Annotated in this window: 13 protein-coding genes; 10 read left to right on the top strand and 3 right to left on the bottom strand. The window is 48.8% G+C overall.

What is annotated here, in order from left to right; genetic code table 11:
- The first annotated feature begins 140 nt into the window (after positions 1-140).
- A complete protein-coding gene (locus G395_RS0108810; RefSeq protein ID WP_026629715.1) occupies positions 141-1,115 on the top strand; it encodes a c-type cytochrome in 975 nt (324 codons plus the stop codon).
- Between the two features lie 340 nt (positions 1,116-1,455).
- Positions 1,456-4,263 carry a T9SS type A sorting domain-containing protein gene (locus G395_RS31050; RefSeq protein WP_051350074.1) on the top strand — a complete coding sequence of 936 codons (2,808 nt, stop codon included), beginning with the start codon at positions 1,456-1,458 and terminating at the stop codon, positions 4,261-4,263.
- Between the two features lie 30 nt (positions 4,264-4,293).
- Here G395_RS31050 and G395_RS32980 read toward each other — a convergent pair whose 3' ends face one another.
- Both G395_RS32980 and G395_RS0108795 read right to left on the bottom strand, forming a co-directional pair.
- Positions 4,294-4,449 (bottom strand): hypothetical protein, encoded by a 156-nt coding sequence (locus tag G395_RS32980; RefSeq protein ID WP_310588851.1) that lies wholly within the window; start codon positions 4,447-4,449, stop codon positions 4,294-4,296.
- 27 nt (positions 4,450-4,476) lie between these two features.
- Positions 4,477-4,962: a fatty acid desaturase family protein gene (locus tag G395_RS0108795; protein WP_026629714.1), complete on the bottom strand. Its 486-nt coding sequence runs from the start codon at positions 4,960-4,962 to the stop codon at positions 4,477-4,479.
- 31 nt (positions 4,963-4,993) lie between these two features.
- On the opposite strand from G395_RS0108795, the gene G395_RS0108790 reads away from it, so the two are divergent.
- From G395_RS0108790 to G395_RS0108770, 5 genes are all read left to right on the top strand, one after another.
- Positions 4,994-5,215 carry a response regulator transcription factor gene (locus G395_RS0108790; RefSeq protein ID WP_026629713.1) on the top strand — a complete coding sequence of 74 codons (222 nt, stop codon included), beginning with the start codon at positions 4,994-4,996 and terminating at the stop codon, positions 5,213-5,215.
- Between the two features lie 71 nt (positions 5,216-5,286).
- Positions 5,287-5,529, top strand: a complete 243-nt coding sequence (locus G395_RS0108785; protein ID WP_229204085.1) for a RagB/SusD family nutrient uptake outer membrane protein — start codon at positions 5,287-5,289, stop codon at positions 5,527-5,529.
- Positions 5,530-5,567: 38 nt separating this feature from the next.
- Positions 5,568-8,327 (top strand): DUF1553 domain-containing protein, encoded by a 2,760-nt coding sequence (locus G395_RS0108780; protein WP_026629711.1) that lies wholly within the window; start codon positions 5,568-5,570, stop codon positions 8,325-8,327.
- Between the two features lie 454 nt (positions 8,328-8,781).
- Positions 8,782-10,257: a DUF1501 domain-containing protein gene (locus G395_RS0108775; RefSeq protein WP_026629710.1), complete on the top strand. Its 1,476-nt coding sequence runs from the start codon at positions 8,782-8,784 to the stop codon at positions 10,255-10,257.
- A 16-nt stretch (positions 10,258-10,273) separates the two neighbouring features.
- On the top strand, positions 10,274-11,767 hold the full coding sequence (locus G395_RS0108770) for a c-type cytochrome domain-containing protein (protein ID WP_026629709.1): 1,494 nt from the start codon (positions 10,274-10,276) through the stop codon (positions 11,765-11,767).
- Between the two features lie 65 nt (positions 11,768-11,832).
- Here the strand turns inward: G395_RS0108770 and G395_RS0108765 are convergent, their stop codons facing one another.
- Positions 11,833-12,384 (bottom strand): hypothetical protein, encoded by a 552-nt coding sequence (locus tag G395_RS0108765; protein WP_026629708.1) that lies wholly within the window; start codon positions 12,382-12,384, stop codon positions 11,833-11,835.
- 185 nt (positions 12,385-12,569) lie between these two features.
- On the opposite strand from G395_RS0108765, the gene G395_RS0108755 reads away from it, so the two are divergent.
- From G395_RS0108755 to ccoN, 3 genes are all read left to right on the top strand, one after another.
- On the top strand, positions 12,570-15,023 hold the full coding sequence (locus tag G395_RS0108755; RefSeq protein ID WP_026629707.1) for a heavy metal translocating P-type ATPase: 2,454 nt from the start codon (positions 12,570-12,572) through the stop codon (positions 15,021-15,023).
- A 92-nt stretch (positions 15,024-15,115) separates the two neighbouring features.
- Entirely contained in the window at positions 15,116-15,295 is a 180-nt protein-coding gene (gene ccoS, locus G395_RS0108750) for a cbb3-type cytochrome oxidase assembly protein CcoS (protein WP_026629706.1), read from the top strand.
- A gap of 14 nt (positions 15,296-15,309) precedes the next feature.
- A complete protein-coding gene (gene ccoN, locus G395_RS0108745; RefSeq protein ID WP_026629705.1) occupies positions 15,310-17,454 on the top strand; it encodes a cytochrome-c oxidase, cbb3-type subunit I in 2,145 nt (714 codons plus the stop codon).
- The last annotated feature ends 5 nt before the right edge of the window (positions 17,455-17,459 follow it).

Genomic DNA, 17,459 nt, shown 5'->3' with positions numbered 1-17,459 from the left:
CATCCCCACCTCGCCCATCCCCACACACACCGACCGTTTAATAAGTTCCGCCGAAAAGAACTCAGAGTGAAGCTCTTAGCTGGTTGTAAAGTGTCCGGTTTTTTTACTTTTGCAATTTGTAAAAACCCTGATCGGACCCTATGAAAAAACTTTTCAAAGTTATCGGAATCATCATTCTCCTTTTTGTTGTGGTGGCTGTTGCGGCTGCTTCTTATGTTACACTAGCCCTTCCCAATGTCGGCGATGCACCGGAGCTTACGGTTGAAAGAACGCCTGCCAGAGTGGAACGCGGCAAGTATCTGGCCAATCATGTCACTGTCTGTATGGATTGCCACAGCACACGCGATTGGAGCCTGTTTGCTGGTCCGGTTACGGGCGTGGATATGGGTAGCGGCGGCGAGATCTTCGACCAGAAACTAGGTTTCCCCGGCAAATTTATTTCCAAAAACATCACACCCTACGGCATAGGAAGCTGGACCGACGGCGAACTTTTCCGTGCAATTACAACGGGCGTTAATAAAGATGGGAAAGCATTGTTTCCGGTTATGCCTTATCACGCTTATGGCAAAATGGACCCCGAAGATGTACACAGCATTATCGCATATTTGCGGACGCTGAGCCCGGTTAAAAAGGATATTCCGGCTTCTGAGCCCGATTTTCCGGTTTCAATTTTACTCAATACAATGCCAGCAAAGGCAGCGCCTGGCAAACGGCCTTCCGAAGATAATATTCTGGCAACAGGCAAATATCTGGTAACATCTGCATCCTGCGTGGATTGCCATAGCAAGCGGGAAAAAGGCGACATTGTGCCGGGCAGTGAATTCGGAGGAGGCCAGGAATTTAAACTTCCATCCGGAACCGTCACTTCCCAAAATATCTCGCCGGACGTTAAAACCGGGATTGGTTCGTGGAGTGAGGAAGCCTTTGTGAAACGCTTCAAAATTTACAAGGACTCCAATTACGTAACCCCCAAAGTAGGCCCGAAAGATATGAACACCGTGATGCCCTGGGCAATGTATTCGGGCATAGAAGAAAAAGATTTGAGGGCGATGTATGCCTATCTGAGAACCCTCGAACCAAAAAATAACATGGTCCCTAAGTTCATTCCGAACTGATCCGAATCTGATTTCCCTCGTTTTTGTAACCCCTCCGTTACCGCAAAATAAATTGCATATTGTTATAATAAGAAAAGATTGACGTCTGCTTAGGACGAAACATCCTGTTTATAAACAATGCTTATAATTGGATGTTTATACTCAACGTTAAGAAAATGGGTCAGTCCTTCGGGATTGGCCCTTTTCGCTTATAATAGAGTCTCTTTATGCATCTAAGATTCGCTTTTTGTCATTCATTTTTTCAAAAAAAATTCTCCAATTAATTCTTTATTAATTCATAGTTAAGCAAAAATTATAGGTCGGGATCTAGATTTGGATTTTTCACCTATAAATCCTTACTATGAAAAAGCACTATTTACTGCTGTTACTGCTCAGCCTCTATGTCATTCCCGGCTATGCGCAGGTTACGCCTGTGGATGATTGCGAGGCGCTCAGCGGCTGGGGCGGTGGCGGCAATGCGCTCAGCCTGGATAATGATGCCCCTGTTCAAGGCAACTTTTCCATTAAATCCGAAGGCGGCAACACCGAACGTTTCAGGAAAAATTTTGCAACGCCTATCAACACCGGCATCGCAGCCAGCGACCTGAACATTGCTTATCTGCAATTCTCACTTTTCGTGTCTGACATTACCAAATTCAGCTCCTCCGAAGGACAGTTCGAGATCACCAGCTCAGGCAATCCCGACACGGACGAATACAGCTGGGGAACGGGCGGCGTAAACCTGCGAAATGGCTGGAACAATGTCGTGCTGCGGTTGAGTGCGGCAGGGAAATCGGGCAATCCGGATCTATCGGCAATTAATTTTTTCAGGTATTACAAATTTATCAATGCCGGAGAATCTGTTGTTATCAAGATCGATAACATTCGTTTTACCAAGGGCTACGAAGGCAGTCAGTTGATCGGTGCAAAGATTTTCAGCGCTGCCGACAACCAGGCCGGGTGGTCGGGCACCAATTCCGTCACGGTCGACAATGCGAACAAAATCCTGGGAAGTGGCTCCCTCACCCGCACCGGATCGGGCCCGGACTGGTTTATTTTCAATGCTTCACCATTCAATACGGCTGTAAGCGAAACCGGCGGGATTGTTAAATTCTGGCTCTACGTCTCGGATGTAAGTCCGCTCAGCGGGGCCGGCGACATTGTCTTCTCCTCGTCAGGGCAGGCGTCCGGCGACGCCTATCGCTGGAACCTTGCTGCCCAGAAGATCCAGAATGGCTGGAACCACATTATTTTGCACCTGGCCGACGCCACGAAGCAAGGAAATCCGAACCTGGCCGCCATTAATTATTTCCGCATTAACCAACCCTTAACAGGCAGCATCACGGCAAAGATCGATGAAATCGAGTTTTACGAACCTGCTTCGGCAACCACCGCCGACCCGGCAGACAATACGCTGAATGGTAAAGTAATGTTTGGCTATCAGGGCTGGTTTGGTGTGCCTACCGACGGATCTCCAACGCATAACTGGTGGCTGCACTGGTTTGGCGGAGCGCCGGAGCATGCAAATGCTACGGTGGATATGTGGCCATACATGGGTGATTATCCGCAAAATGAGCTGGTAGCAACAAATATGGTTTATGCCAACGGCTCTCCGGCCAAGCTGTTTACAAGCTATAACTACAATACGGTCGACGAGCATTTCAAATGGATGCAGGAACATGAGATCGATGGCGTGTTTCAGCAGCGCTTCCTGGACTACTTCCGCACGACTGATACGCGCGTACACAGGCATTTTGACAAAGTGCTGGAAAATGTGCAGACTGCCAGCAACAAATACGGGCGGGTATATGCGATCATGTACGATTTGTCCGGAGGTGACGCTACTTCTACAGAGCAGGTTATAGCAGACTGGAAACGACTGGTGGATGAAATGGGCGTAACCTCTGAAAGCAACTATCTCTGGCATAAGGGCAGACCGCTCGTTGCATTATGGGGGATAGGCCTGGCGTCCAACCCCGAAGCAACCGCCGAACGATCGGAAAAGCTTGTGAAATGGTTCAAAGAAGGCGACCCGAATGATCCGACCGACGACCCGAAATACCGCGCAAATATCATGGGCGGGCTCAATAACAACTGGCGCGAGCATTCGGCGGCCTGGCTTGCTGTGTATGACAAGCTGGATGTGATCAGTCCGTGGTCGGTGGGAAGATACAGCAGCGAAAGTGGTGCCAATGAATTCGCCAACAACACAATACGGCCGGACATGGCCTATCTGGCGCCTAAGAGCATTGATTATATGCCCGTGATATTTCCTGGATTCTCGTGGTTCAATCTGCAAACTTTCCGCAATAATCCCGCCGGAGCCGTGAAGAATTCTATTCCGCGCAATGGCGGCAGTTTCCTATGGCAGCAGTCACAAAATGTAATCAATGAAGGTGCCAGCATGGTTTATCTGGCCATGTTTGACGAAGTGGATGAAGCAACTTCCTTTTTTAAAATGGAAAAATTTGCAGACCACACACCAAAAGGTGGCGCCACTTGGTTCCTTTCACTGGATGCGGACGGTTATGACCTTACGCCCGACTGGTTTATGGCGCTGGGCGGCTATACCAAAAAAGTGCTGGCCGGAAAAGCCACCAACAGCCTGTCCGTTCCACTGTATCCCAATGCGTTAACTACAAGTGCCGGCAGCCCGCTGCCCGTAACATTGATCAGTCTGAGCGCAAATGCAGAAGGGAACCTTACCAATCTCAAATGGCAGACTTCCCAGGAATCCAACAGCGCTTATTTTGAAATACAAAGAAGTGCAGATGCCAAAAATTTCAGCGAAGCCGGCCGCGTGAATGCGCAGGGCGATGCGGCCAAAAACACGGATTACCAGTTCCAAGACCCGAATTTATCGGCCGGACGCTATTATTACCGTCTAAAAATGACGGACCGCGACGGCACTTATGCATTCAGCAGCATTGTCACTTCCGAGATTGCAAGTCAGGAAACGATCCGTATATTCCCAAACCCTACTGCTTCGTCGATGCGCATCGAGTCTGAAAGTAGAATACGGGAGGTTGAAATTATCGATTCTGCCGGTCGAAAAATGCAGTCGTATAAACCAGATACGCTGACTTTCGAATTGGATATTAGCAACTGGACGCCCGGCATTTACGTGATCCGGGTGAATGGTGCCGACCGGAAAATTGTAAAGATGTAAACAGGTTTGGCCTTGTTTAACAATACATCTTTAAACGATCGCCTCATCAAACTTAGGCGCGCCGAAGCGCTTCAGGCTTTCAATGTGTGAGCTCACGGCTGTAAAAAAGGACTCATTTTCCAGATAGGTAAGTCCAAATTCGCTGGCCGTTTGTTTGACGATGGGTGCAAGTTTTGGATAATGCACATGGCAAACTTTCGGAAACAAATGGTGTTAAATCTGAAAGTTCAGCCCGCCGATATACCAGCTCAGCAGCTTGTTCCTCGGTGAGAAATTAACTGTTGTTTCGTCTACATTAGGAACATAGGTGTATGTATGGTGCAGAATATTATGTTGCAATTTCCAGTTCAGCACGCCCGCTCCTGCAAGATCAATGGTGTAACCCATCCACTTGTTAATTGCTGGGTTCTTGGAAAAAGCGCCATGGTTCGCACCATGCATGACACTCATGCCGATTCCGGAAATGCCCATGACAAGCCATAGCAGCATCGCGACCCAAACTGGCGGGTTGAATGCAATAAGTGCAATAAAAGGAAGGATGTAACCCGACAGCAGCACAACAGTTTTGATAACCATCGTTTTATTAGCATAACGCGACTTGTGGTTTTGCTCAAAATATTGGTCAACCCGTTTTTTCAGGGTCGGAAAGAACAGGCTTTTATCAAGCGCAGCAAATTTGATTTTTTCAGGATGATTCATTGATGATAAAGTTAAACTCGTTTTCGGCTATTTGCTAGACAATTATAAAACCTCCAAAAAGCGCGACCTGCTCACGCCCCGGCAAAACGAAATTGCCCGATATCTGATCCAGGGCCTTTGCACCAGCTTCATAGCCGAGAAAACCGGACTGCATATCTCCACCATCAGCACATTCAAAAGCGCTATTTTCCAAAAGTTGGGAATTGACAATGTTTTGAAGCTCAAACAGATCTTAGAAGCGGATGAAAACTGAGGTTGTTTACCAACTCACTAACATCCAGACTTTACCAAAGCTGCCCTCATAAAGATATCTTACATCATAACTTGCGCAATGCGATCATACACGAACGCATCCAGGGATTTGTTTTTGAGCAAGTTATGTATCCGGAACTCCGCCGGAAGAGTAAATTCGGCGGTCCAATTGATTATCTTAGTAAAGAAATAAAACATTTTGTCCAAAAATACAATGTTGACCGGGTAGCTAAGGCAAAAGACTATGTTTTACCTCGGAAGGTGAAAGAGTTGCTGAGGAACCTGAATGTGAAGCAGAATGCGACCTGGCAGTAGTCAAAGGCGTGTGATTTTTTCAACAAAAAGATTGAAGGATGCTGAGTAACAGAATATTTATCGGCGCGGGGATTCTCATCATTGCCGTATCTTCCTTTTTCTGGCTTTCAGGCTCGCTAGGCCCTTCCTCGGTGGATTACAACGCCGAGGTGAAGCCTATTTTGAATAAACATTGCATGGGCTGTCACGGGGGCGTGAAAAAAGCAGGCGATGTAAGCTTCCTGTTTGAACACGAAATGCTTGAACCGGGCAAATCAGGCAAAATTCCCGTGGTGCGCGGCGACGCGGACGCCAGTGAAATGATACGCCGCATATTAAGCGATGATCCTGATGAAAAAATGCCGAAAAATGGCACGCCATTAAAGGAAGAAGAAATCGATATTCTGAAAAAATGGATCAACCAGGGTGCCAAGTGGGAAACACATTGGTCTTATAAAAAAATTGAAAAACCCGATGTGCCTTCGCTGAATGGTTTCAGTAACCTGTTTGGCTTGGTTGATAATGAAGAGAAAAAGTGGGCTAAGAACGAAATTGACCATTTTGTTCTGGATAAATTAAAGGATAAGGGACTCCATGTGTCTGCCGAAGCCGACCGGGCAACATTGATCCGCCGTGTCAGTCTGGACTTAACCGGGCTTCCGCCTACCGAGAAGCAAGTCGCTGATTTTATCAATGATAAATCTGAAAACGCCTACGAGAAAGTGGTCGATCGACTGCTCAAATCACCCGCATATGGAGAGCGCTGGACGTCTATGTGGATGGATCTGGCGCGTTATGCGGATACAAAAGGCTATGAAAGTGATGGCGGCAGGACCATGTGGCGTTACCGCGATTATGTGGTCAAATCTTTTAATGAGGACAAGCCATTTGACCAGTTTACCATTGAGCAGCTGGCGGGTGATCTGTTACAAAAAGACAAAGACGGCTTCCCGCTGGAAGAGAACATGATCGCTACGGGCTATCACCGCAACACTATGACGAACAACGAAGGCGGCACCGACGATGAAGAGTTCCGGACCGCCGCCCAGATCGACCGCGTGAACACAACCTGGGAGGTTTGGCAGGGAACCACATTTGCCTGTATACAATGTCACAGCCACCCATACGATCCCATTCCCCATGAGGATTATTACAAGTACATGGCGTTTTTCAACAACACGCGCGACGAAGATGTGTGGGACGAATGGCCTAAGATGCGTTTTTATAAGGGTGAAGATTCTGTCCGCGTAGAGCGTGTCAAAAGCTGGATCAGGCAAAATAAACCGGAGCAGCTGCCTCAGGTTACGCAGTTTATGAAAGTGATGGAGCCTAAAATCAATGCACATAATTTCGTGAAAGGTGACCAGTCCACGGTCCTGCTGATTTCTTATTATGGTGTAAAAAACAATGGGAATGCAAGGATTGCCCAGGTGGACCTTTCCGAGGCCGACAATGTGGTTATGAACGTGTCAACCAAAGCCCAGAACGCCGTTCTTTCCCTGCATCTGGACAAACTGGACGGACCCGTAATCTCTCAGATCAAGGTGCCTGCCAGAGACTCGGTGATCATTGCACCGCTGAAAAAAACGGCGGGTAAGCATGACATTTACTTATCCCTGAAAAGCCCTGTGAATCCCGACGAATGGGTGCGCATCACCTGGATGTCGTTTCAGAAAGCCCTACCCGGCTCGGACAAACCTGAATACAACAACATTGTAGCCGACTATGCCACCGTGTTGACCCGCCAAACCGAGAGTATGCCTGTAATCTGGGAAGGAAAGGGTGATTTTGCACGAAAAACAAATGTCTTTGTGCGAGGGAACTGGATGGTAAAAGGCGCAGAAGTAAAACCTGACGTACCCAAGCTCCTGGCTCCTATGCCCAAAAACGCACCAAAAGACCGTGTAGGCCTGGCCAAATGGATCGTAAGCCGTGACAATGCGCTCACATCCCGCGTAATTGTAAACCGGTTTTGGGAGCAGTTATTTGGAAAAGGAATTGTGGAAACAGTCGAAGATTTCGGTTCCCAGGGAGCGGAGCCCACACATCCCAAGCTGCTGGATTGGCTGGCTGTCAAGTTTATGGAGGAAGACAAATGGAGCATTAAAAAGATGCTAACAACGATCGTAATGTCGTCCACTTACCGCCAGAGCTCCAAAACGGATGAGAACAAACTTGAAAAAGACCCCTATAACATCTGGATATCGCGAGGCCCGCGCGTAAGGCTAAGCGCTGAGCAGGTTCGCGACCAGGCGCTGGCATGCAGCGGTTTGATTTCTGATAAAATGTATGGGCCGGGCGTCATGCCACCTCAGCCGGATAAGATCTGGCAATCGCCTTACAGTGGTGAAAAGTGGGTGTTGAGTGAAGGAGAAGACCGTTACCGCCGGGGAGTATACACCTATTGGAAGCGGACGGCCCCCTACCCTTCGATGGTCACATTCGATGCGCCGAGCCGGGAATTCTGTCAGTCGAGGAGGATTTTGACCAATACACCTTTGCAGGCACTGGTTACATTGAATGATCCGGTTTATCTGGAAGCAGCCGAAAAGCTGGCAACCCGGATGCAGCAGCGTGGGAAAACGCCTGAACAGCAATTAAAAGAAGGTTACCGCATGCTCACATTCCACAACATTGAACAAAAAAACCTGAATGTGCTCGTAAAAGTGTACAAACAGGCCTTGGACGCCTACAAGAAAAAACCAGTAGAAGCAGACAGCATCCTGGCCTACGGAAAAGAGCGCACCCCCGAACTGGCCGCGCTCACCATCTCAGCCAATGTCATGCTGAATCTTGATAATGTCCTTACAAAGGAATAGCTTTTCTTCTAAGCGCAGGGTTGAAACCCTGAGCAAGGGAATGTTCGAGCCGATGGCTCTTTTTGATATAACGAGGCATTGGCTGGAACAAGTCAGCTAATCTTTTTTCATCTAAGCGCAGGGTTGAAACCCTGGGCAAGGGAATGTTCGAGCCGATGGCTCTTTTTGATATAACGAGGCATTGGCTGGAACAAGTCAGCTAAGCACTTTTCATCAAAGCCCAGGGTTGAAACCCTGGGCAAGGGAATATTCGAGCCGATGGCTCTTTTTTAGATAACGAGGCATTGGCTGGAAGAAGATAGTTAAGCAGCAAAAGCCCCGTCAGGGGCGAACGATATTCCAGACCCGGGATTCATCCCTGGTTAAAAAGGTCAACAAGCAAAAGAAGCCCCCGTCAGGGGCGCCAGATATTTTACCCCGGGATTCATCCCGGGGATTACCAAAGATCGAAAACATGCAAAACCTACGAAAAGAACTCCAACATACAGCATTGCTTCATCAGACGCGGCGGCACTTTTTGCAGTCTGTTGGGTTTGGGCTGGGTGCCCTGGGACTCGGGACAATGCTGGATTCCTGCGGACCTTCGACGGCTGCCGACAATGCGGGCGGTGAGATTGCTAAATCGCGTATTCCGCAGTTTGCGCCAAAAGCTAAGCGCGTCATTTACATTCACATGGCTGGCGCCCCGTCGCAGCTAGAACTGTTTGATTACAAGCCTGAACTGCTGAAATATCACGGCAAGGACTGCCCGGCGGAATTTTTGGAAGGCAAAAAATTCGCATTTATACAAGGCGTGCCCAAAATGCTGGGACCTCAGGGACATTTCGCCCAATACGGGCAATCCGGTGCGTGGATGTCGGATTATGTGCCTTACCTGCAAACGGTTGCGGATGAGATCACATTTCTGAAAGCCATGCATACGGATCAGTTCAACCACGCGCCTGCACAATTGCTTATGCATACGGGAAGCCCGCGGCTGGGCAGGCCTAGTCTGGGCGCCTGGTCGGTTTATGGACTGGGCTCTGAAAATCAGAATCTACCGGGATTTATCGTGCTTGCTTCCGGCGGACAGCAGCCCGATGCAGGCAAAAGCGTTTTCGGCAGCGGGTTCTTGCCTTCGGTTTACCAGGGCGTGCAGTGCCGTACGGGCGGCGATCCGGTTTTGTATGTGAGCGATCCCACAGGCATGAACCGCGATATGCGCAAGCAGACCATTGAAGCCATTAACGAGATCAATAAACAAACTTATGAGGACGTAAAAGATCCCGAAATCCTGACGCGCATCAGTCAGTACGAAATGGCTTTCCGCATGCAAATGTCCGTTCCAGAGGTGATGGATGTTTCCAAGGAGCCGCAATTTATCCTGGATATGTACGGCGTCAAGCCGGGGGAAGGCACATTTGCGATGAACTGCCTGCTGGCGCGCAAACTGGTTGAAAACGACGTGCGTTTTGTGCAGCTTTTTGACTGGGGCTGGGACGGCCATGGTACATCCAAAGACCATAATGTGGAAGGCGGGCTTCGTCAGAAATGCCGCGAATCTGATCAGCCCGTTGCAGCATTGATCAAGGACTTGAAAATGCGCGGGTTACTGGAAGAAACGCTCGTGATCTGGGGTGCAGAATTTGGAAGGACGCCCATGCAGGAGAACCGTAACGGATTGGTAATGCCATTCATGGGCCGTGACCACCATCTGGATGCATTCACGATGTGGATGGCCGGAGGCGGCGTTAAACAAGGCTTTTCACACGGGGAAACCGACGAACTGGGTTACTATGGCACCAAAGGCAGAACACATGTGCATGATTTACAGGCAACTATACTCCATTTAATGGGCTTTGACCACGAAAAATTCACCTACCCTTTCCAAGGACGCAATTTCCGGCTTACCGACACTGAAGGAAAGGTTGTAAAAGAAATTATTGCCTAGTACTAAACCCTTAAACATGTATTCTATTCTATTGCAGGACTCATCCTGGGCAACATTCATTGGCAGGTTTCACCCGGCTATCGTGCATTTCCCTATTGGCTTTTTATTGATAGCAGCATTGCTCGAACTGGGAAGGCGTTGGGGGAAAATTGCTGTCAGCGAGAACGTCGTTGTTTTTATTCTGCTATGGTCTGCCATCAGCGCAACATTTGCCTGCGGGGCCGGTTATCTGCTCTCATCAAGCGGTGGATATGATGTCAACCTGCTTGATAATCACATGTGGAAGGGAATTGGCGTAGCCGTTTTCGCTTGGGCAGCCTGGCTTGTCAAATCTGATAAAATGCAAAAGGCCTTGCCGGCAGGTAAGCTGATTTACCTTCCCGCCATCCTGGTCGCCACCGCGCTTACATTAAGCGCCGGCCATGACGGCGGCTCGCTTACGCATGGCGAGGGTTACTTAACGCAGTACACACCCGAACCTTTCCGCAGCCTGGCCGGCATGCCACCTTTCAAAGCAAAACCAACTGATATTAAGCCCATTGCGGATGTGCAGCAGGCCGTAGTTTATGCCGACATTGTGCAGCCTATCCTGCAAACCAAATGCACCCAATGCCACAGCGCCAGTAAAAGCAAAGGCGACCTGCGCATGGACCAACTGGCGTTACTGGCAAAAGGCGGAGAAAATGGCCCTGCATTCATTGCCGGAAAAAGTGCGGAAAGCGATATGATCAAAAGATGCCTTTTGCCCGAAAATGATGACGAGCATATGCCGCCAAAAGGCAAGCCGCAATTAACAACGGACCAGATCGTGCTGCTTTCGTGGTGGATCGATCAGGGCGCTCCGGCTGATAAAAAAATCTCGCAATTGACGGTGTCAGAAGCCGTTAAACCTGCACTGGCTTCGCTAACAAAGGGCGCTCCAGCTGGCTCCGACAAGGTCGCCGAACCCGGCGTGCTTAGCCTGAAAGTGCCAAAGGCGGATGAGCGGGTTATTGAAGATTTAAGAAAAACAGGGCTTATAGTCAACACATTATCTCAGGATCAAAACCTTTTAGAAATCAGTGCAGTGAATCTGCCCGGTTTCAATGATAAGCAAATGGAGCTCTTAAAACCCGTTGCGCAGCAAATTACCTGGCTCAAACTGGGCGGAACGGCCATAACCGACGCTGCATTCGAGCAAATCGCGAAGTTCCCCAACCTCAGCAAGCTGCATGTAGAACACACCGCCATAACAGATAAGGGCATCGCATTGTTGAAACCCCTTCCCTATCTGGGCTATATCAATGTTGTTGACACCAAAGTGGGAGATGCAGGATTGAAAGCAGTTGCGGGCATGAAAGCACTTCGCTCGATTTATGTGTGGCAATCAGCGGTGACAGACAGCGCCGTAAGCCAGGTTGCAACGAAATTTCCTGATCTTTTGGTCATGAACGGTTTCAATGAGGCCACCGCAGCAGAATTTGTCAAGGCGGGCGATAAAAGCGATCCCAAAGAAGTCAAAAATAAATAATAGAAGCTACCGAATGTTATTGGCAGCGCCTTGGCCTTACTACCCATACAGACTGTTTTTAAAGCTTAATCCAGCTCCGTATAGCCATCGTCGCCCAGAATATCATGGCCGTCATTGTTTCGGAATTCCCTGACAATGGCGTCCCTTTCTGCCCGGTTTTTGGGATCCACACTGATGATAATTCCGCCTTCCCTGACGCCCGTTTCGTAAGTATCGCAATGTTCTTCGGGGATATGCGTTGCGATCACTCCGCTTATGGTTTTGGTTTCCGGTTTCTCTGCCACTTTTCCGATCAGCCTCCGGGAAATGGAAATGCCCAGCTCCGGCAGAGAGATCATAGAAGTAATTGAAATAATCGCATCTGCAAGCAAATGTTTCGCTCCCGCCTTGGACTCCTCATCTTCCAGCGCAATCTGCTCGTCGGCACCATAACCCGCCTTCTCATTCGTAGGATTGGCATGCTTGTTCAATGTCTCATCAGACATCAGTATAGAAATGTCATCTTCGGTGTGCCCTAGTCGGAGCAAGGCCTGGTACGCACTTTCAGCATGCTGTTTGGTAAAAAAAACAGCCGAAACGGTTCCTGGCAGATCGTAGGCGTAACTTGTTGATCCCATAATTACAAAGTTCAAGTCGATTGGTGCTGTGACCTACCAATATAATGCCAGCCGTACAAATTTGGAAAAATAGGGCTTGCTAATTTTTTAAAAACCTGACCAAAGTCATTTTCCCCGCCAACCTCCGTCAAATTTACCGACATAATCTTTCTCCAATTTTGAAGAAGCATTAAGAAGTCAATAGCATGGAGCAAGAAACCATTACAATCGGACCGGCGGCAGCAAAAACGACCGAAAACACCTGTTACCATTGCGGCGAAACCTGCCGTGAAGAAACGATCAACGCCGATCAGCATTCGTTTTGCTGCGAGGGGTGCTATCATGTCTACGACCTTTTAAAAGTCACCGAACTGTGCGATTATTATAACATCGACGGCTCGGCCGGAATTTCACCCGACAAATCCTTTTTCAAAGGAAAATTCGACTATCTGGACCTGCCCGATGTCCATGCCAAAATGCTGGAATTTACCGACGGCCACCTTTCGCAGGTAAGCTGGTACATTCCAAAAATGCATTGCAGCTCTTGTATCTGGCTGCTGGAACAGCTTTATAAATTCAATCCGGGTATCCGAAGCTCGGTCGTAAATTTCCCTGAAAAGAAAGTCAGGATTACCTTTGAAGCCGAGAATGTAAAGCTTAGCGAGCTGGCAACATTGATATCGAGCATTGGCTATGAGCCTTATATTAGCCTGAACGACATTGCAGGTGAGCAGGTTAAGAAGTGGAACCGCAAAAGGCTCTATAAGATCGGCGTTGCCGGCTTTTGCTTTGGCAATGTAATGATGCTCAGCTTTCCCGAATATTTTCATTTAGGCAAAGATGCATTTGATGAAAGCCTCCGGGCTACATTTGGCTGGCTGAACCTGGCTTTGGCCATTCCAGTGCTGCTTTATTGCGGCAGTGATTTTTTCAAATCGGCCTGGGCAGCTCTTAAAGGAAAATACCTGAACATTGATGCCCCGATCGTTATTGCGCTGGTTTCTATTTTCAGTCTGAGCCTTTACCAGATCGTATCAGGCACCGGCCCGGGCTATTTTGATTCCCTCACCGGCGCAGTCTTTTTTATGCTTACCGGCCGCTTTTTTCAAGACAAAACCTACGCTGGCATTTCCTTTGATCGCGATTACAGATCCTATTTCCCTGTTGCAGTTTCCGTATTGACCGGCAAAGCTGAGATCAGGACCCCTGTCACAGACCTGAATGCAGGAAACATTATACTCGTCAGAAATGCCGAGCTTATCCCGGCCGATTCCGTTCTGTTAAGCCCCGAGGCGCTGATCGATTACAGTTTTGTATCCGGTGAAGCCGAGCCGGTGAGGCGGAAAAAAGGCGATACGATTTACGCAGGCGGCAAGCAAACCGGACCTGCTATTGAGCTCGCAATCATGCGAAAAGTTTCGCAAAGCTACCTTACGCAGCTTTGGAACAATGAGAGTTTTACCAAACAGAAAGAGGACCAGAACCAAATGCTGGCCGCCCGGATCAACCGGTATTTTTCTGTGATTGTGCTCATCATTGCCACGCTGACTTTTGCGGCCTGGTATTTTATATTCAAAAACCCTGAAACGGCCTTCCGTGCATTTACCACGTGCCTTTTGGTAGCATGCCCCTGCGGACTGCTATTCTCGTCCACCTTTACAAACGGTAACCTGATGGCGCTTTTGGGTAAAAACCAGTGCTATCCCAAAAATGCGGATGCCATCGAACGCCTCTCGAAGATCGACACCGTCGTATTTGATAAAACAGGCACCATAACCCGCTCTGATGATGCGGAAGTGACATTTATCGGCACGCAGATAAGCGGCCAGCAAATGGCTATGGTGAAAAAAATAGCCATGCAATCCTCCCATCCGCTGAGCAGGTTGGTCGTGAAAAGTCTGGCTAGTGTTCATACAGAAACGCAAAAGCTCTTACATTATATAGAGGCCAGCGGCTCAGGCATTAAAGGATCATTCGGACACCACACCATTAAGCTGGGTTCGGCGGCGTGGGTCGGAGAGCAAATGATCGAAAATGACCATCGCTTTTCCAGGGTGTATGTCAGCATTGATGGCGTTTGCAAGGGTTATTTTTTGGTTAAAATAAAATACCGGGAGAATCTGTCTCAAACCATTGATAAGCTGCATGATCACGGCTTTAACACATATCTGCTCTCGGGCGACAAGCCCACGGATCAGGATTACCTGGCGCATATTTTCGGAAATCCTGCCCATTTGTACTTCAAACAAAAACCCGAAGACAAGCTGGCATTCATCGCAGCATTGCAGCAAAAAATGTATCAGAATGTGCTCATGGTGGGCGACGGGCTGAATGATGCCGGCGCTTTGCAGCAAAGTAATGTGGGCGTAGCCGTTTCCGATGACATTAACAATTTCACACCATCCTGCGACATGATCATTGACGGCAAACAGCTTTCGCGCCTGCCCGCTTTCATCAATCTGGCGCGCCGCGGCCAGCACATCATTAAGGCCAGCTTTGGTATATCACTGATATACAATATCGGAGGACTTTTCTTTGCCATAGGCGGGCAACTCTCGCCTGTGCTTGCCGCCATTCTGATGCCCGTCAGTTTGATTTCAATTGTCGGCTTCACCACCATCGCCAGCAACCTGGCTGCCAAACGTATTCTGAAAAACTGACGAAGGTCAGTTGTGAACCATGCTGTCATCATCTTTCTGCTCGGGGCGATCCGGTAGTTTTGGACTTACAAACAGTAAAAGATTCCTTCAAAATGAGTGCAATGTTCGTCATGATTATCGCCAGCCTTTCCATCGCCCTGGGATTCTTAGGTGCCTTCATCTGGTCGGTGCGAAAAGGGCATTACGATGATGACTATACGCCTTCGGTCCGCATCCTTTTCGATGATACCAGCAGCGATGCATCCAAAAACAACACCAAAGATATTCACTAAATTTTACCTGAGTTATGTCAAACGTTCCCCATCCTGCTCTGGCAACCGTTGAACTGGATGAGTTCCAATACGATAACCGCATTGTGCGGGATTTCGCGATTGCAACAATACTTTTCGGTCTTATCGGTATGCTCGTCGGGCTGCTGGCTGCACTACAGCTGGTTTTTCCTGATCTGAATATGGATCTGCCGTATCTTACTTTCAGCCGCATCCGGCCGCTGCATACCAATGCGGTCATTTTTGCATTTGTCGGCAACGGTTTTTTTACGGGACTATATTATTCGGCACCACGTGTTTTGCGGACGCCGATGTGGAGCCCGTTGCTGAGCCGGATGCATTTCTGGGCCTGGCAGTTCATCATTCTGGCCGCCGCCGTCACATTGCCTATGGGCCTTACCAGCTCCAAAGAATACGCAGAGCTGGAATGGCCGCTTGACATTGCCATTGCCGTGGTTTGGGTTGCAGCGCTCATTAATCTGGTAATGACCACCATTAAGCGCCGTACGGAGCACATTTACGCTGCGATCTGGTTTTACATTGCTTCATTTGTGACCGTTGCTATGCTGCACTTGGTCAACAGTATGGCGCTGCCGATTTCTTTATTCAAAAGCTATTCAGTGTACGCAGGTGTGCAGGATGCACTCGTACAATGGTGGTATGGACATAATGCCGTGGCGTTCTTTCTTACGACTCCTTATCTGGGACTGATGTATTATTTTCTTCCCAAAGCGGCTAACCGTCCTATCTATTCCTACCGGCTTTCGATCGTCCATTTCTGGGCGCTGATATTTCTTTATATCTGGGCAGGGCCGCACCACTTGCTTTACACTTCCCTACCCGAATGGGCACAAACGCTGGGAACCGTGTTTTCGGTCATGCTCCTTGCGCCTTCCTGGGGCGGTATGATCAACGGGTTAATGACCCTGCGCGGCGCCTGGGACAAAGTGCGTGAAGATGTGGTTTTGAAATTTATGGTTGTAGCCATCACCGCTTATGGTATGGCCACATTCGAAGGCCCGATGCTTTCTTTCAAAAACGTAAATGCAATCGCGCATTACACCGACTGGATCGTGGCACACGTTCACGTGGGCGCGCTGGGCTGGAATGGCTTTCTGACCTTCGGGATTTTGTACTGGCTATTCCCACGCATATACGGACGTCCGTTATATTCTCAGAAGGCTGCCAACTTCCACTTCTGGATCGGAACGCTCGGCATCTTGTTTTACACCATTCCCATGTACTGGGCTGGCTGGGTGCAAAGTTCTATGTGGAAGGAATTCACGCAGGAAGGACTTTTGAAATACCCCAACTTCCTGGAAACCGTAACACAGCTCAAACCTCTGTATTTTCTGCGCAGCGTAGGCGGCACGCTTTACATTGTCGGCTTCATTGTGATGATTTATAACTTGTGGATGACGGCGCTGAAAGGCAAGCTCATCGCCACCGAAACGGCAAAAGCAATGCCTTTGAGCGCGATCTGGCATGCTGAGAAAAGTGAATACTGGCACCGCAGGTTGTTTGAACGCAAACCGCTGGCGCTGACTGTTTTCGCGCTGATCGCCGTAGCCATTGGCGGGATGATCGAAATGATCCCGACCTTTATGATCAAGTCTAATGTGCCTACCATTGCATCAGTGAAACCTTACACGCCGCTGGAATTGCAGGGACGCGATATTTATGTCCGCGAAGGCTGTTACGTATGCCACACGCAGATGATTCGTCCGTTCCGTTCCGAGATCGAACGTTATGGCGAGTATTCCAAATCCGGTGAATTTGTTTACGATTACCCTCACCAATGGGGCTCAAAACGCACCGGTCCCGACTTGCACCGAATAGGCGGAAAATATCCTGATTCATGGCACTACAACCACATGGAAGATCCCACCACAATGTCGCCCGGCTCCATTATGCCAAGATATGGCTGGCTGCTGGAAGACGATCTGGATACGAGCACAACAGCTGCCAAGATCCGGGCTATGCAAACATTGGGCGTGCCTTATGAAGAAGGTTATGATAAAATGGCCAACGCCGAGTTGAGCAAACAAGCCAAAGAAATCCAGGCCCGGCTAAAACAAAGCGGCATCAAGGCTAATGAGGATAAGGAGATCATTGCACTCATTGCTTACCTGCAAAGATTAGGAACTGATATTAAAAAATGATTGAA

It is taken from the genome of Dyadobacter alkalitolerans DSM 23607, assembly GCF_000428845.1.
GTDB classification, from domain to species: Bacteria; Bacteroidota; Bacteroidia; order Cytophagales; family Spirosomataceae; genus Dyadobacter; species Dyadobacter alkalitolerans.
The sequence above is the reverse complement of the archived record's forward strand: the minus strand, read 5'-3'. Positions and strand labels throughout refer to the sequence as shown.

Excerpts from the sequence above, each read along its gene's own strand:
- G395_RS0108810 (WP_026629715.1), top strand. The coding sequence starts at position 141 with ATGAAAAAACTTTTCAAAGTTATCGGAATCATCATTCTCCTTTTTGTT.
- G395_RS31050 (WP_051350074.1), top strand. The coding sequence starts at position 1,456 with ATGAAAAAGCACTATTTACTGCTGTTACTGCTCAGCCTCTATGTCATT.
- G395_RS0108795 (WP_026629714.1), bottom strand. The coding sequence starts at position 4,962 with ATGAATCATCCTGAAAAAATCAAATTTGCTGCGCTTGATAAAAGCCTG.
- G395_RS0108780 (WP_026629711.1), top strand. The coding sequence starts at position 5,568 with ATGCTGAGTAACAGAATATTTATCGGCGCGGGGATTCTCATCATTGCC.
- G395_RS0108775 (WP_026629710.1), top strand. The coding sequence starts at position 8,782 with ATGCAAAACCTACGAAAAGAACTCCAACATACAGCATTGCTTCATCAG.
- G395_RS0108770 (WP_026629709.1), top strand. The coding sequence starts at position 10,274 with ATGTATTCTATTCTATTGCAGGACTCATCCTGGGCAACATTCATTGGC.
- G395_RS0108765 (WP_026629708.1), bottom strand. The coding sequence starts at position 12,384 with ATGGGATCAACAAGTTACGCCTACGATCTGCCAGGAACCGTTTCGGCT.
- G395_RS0108755 (WP_026629707.1), top strand. The coding sequence starts at position 12,570 with ATGGAGCAAGAAACCATTACAATCGGACCGGCGGCAGCAAAAACGACC.
- ccoS (WP_026629706.1), top strand. The coding sequence starts at position 15,116 with ATGAGTGCAATGTTCGTCATGATTATCGCCAGCCTTTCCATCGCCCTG.
- ccoN (WP_026629705.1), top strand. The coding sequence starts at position 15,310 with ATGTCAAACGTTCCCCATCCTGCTCTGGCAACCGTTGAACTGGATGAG.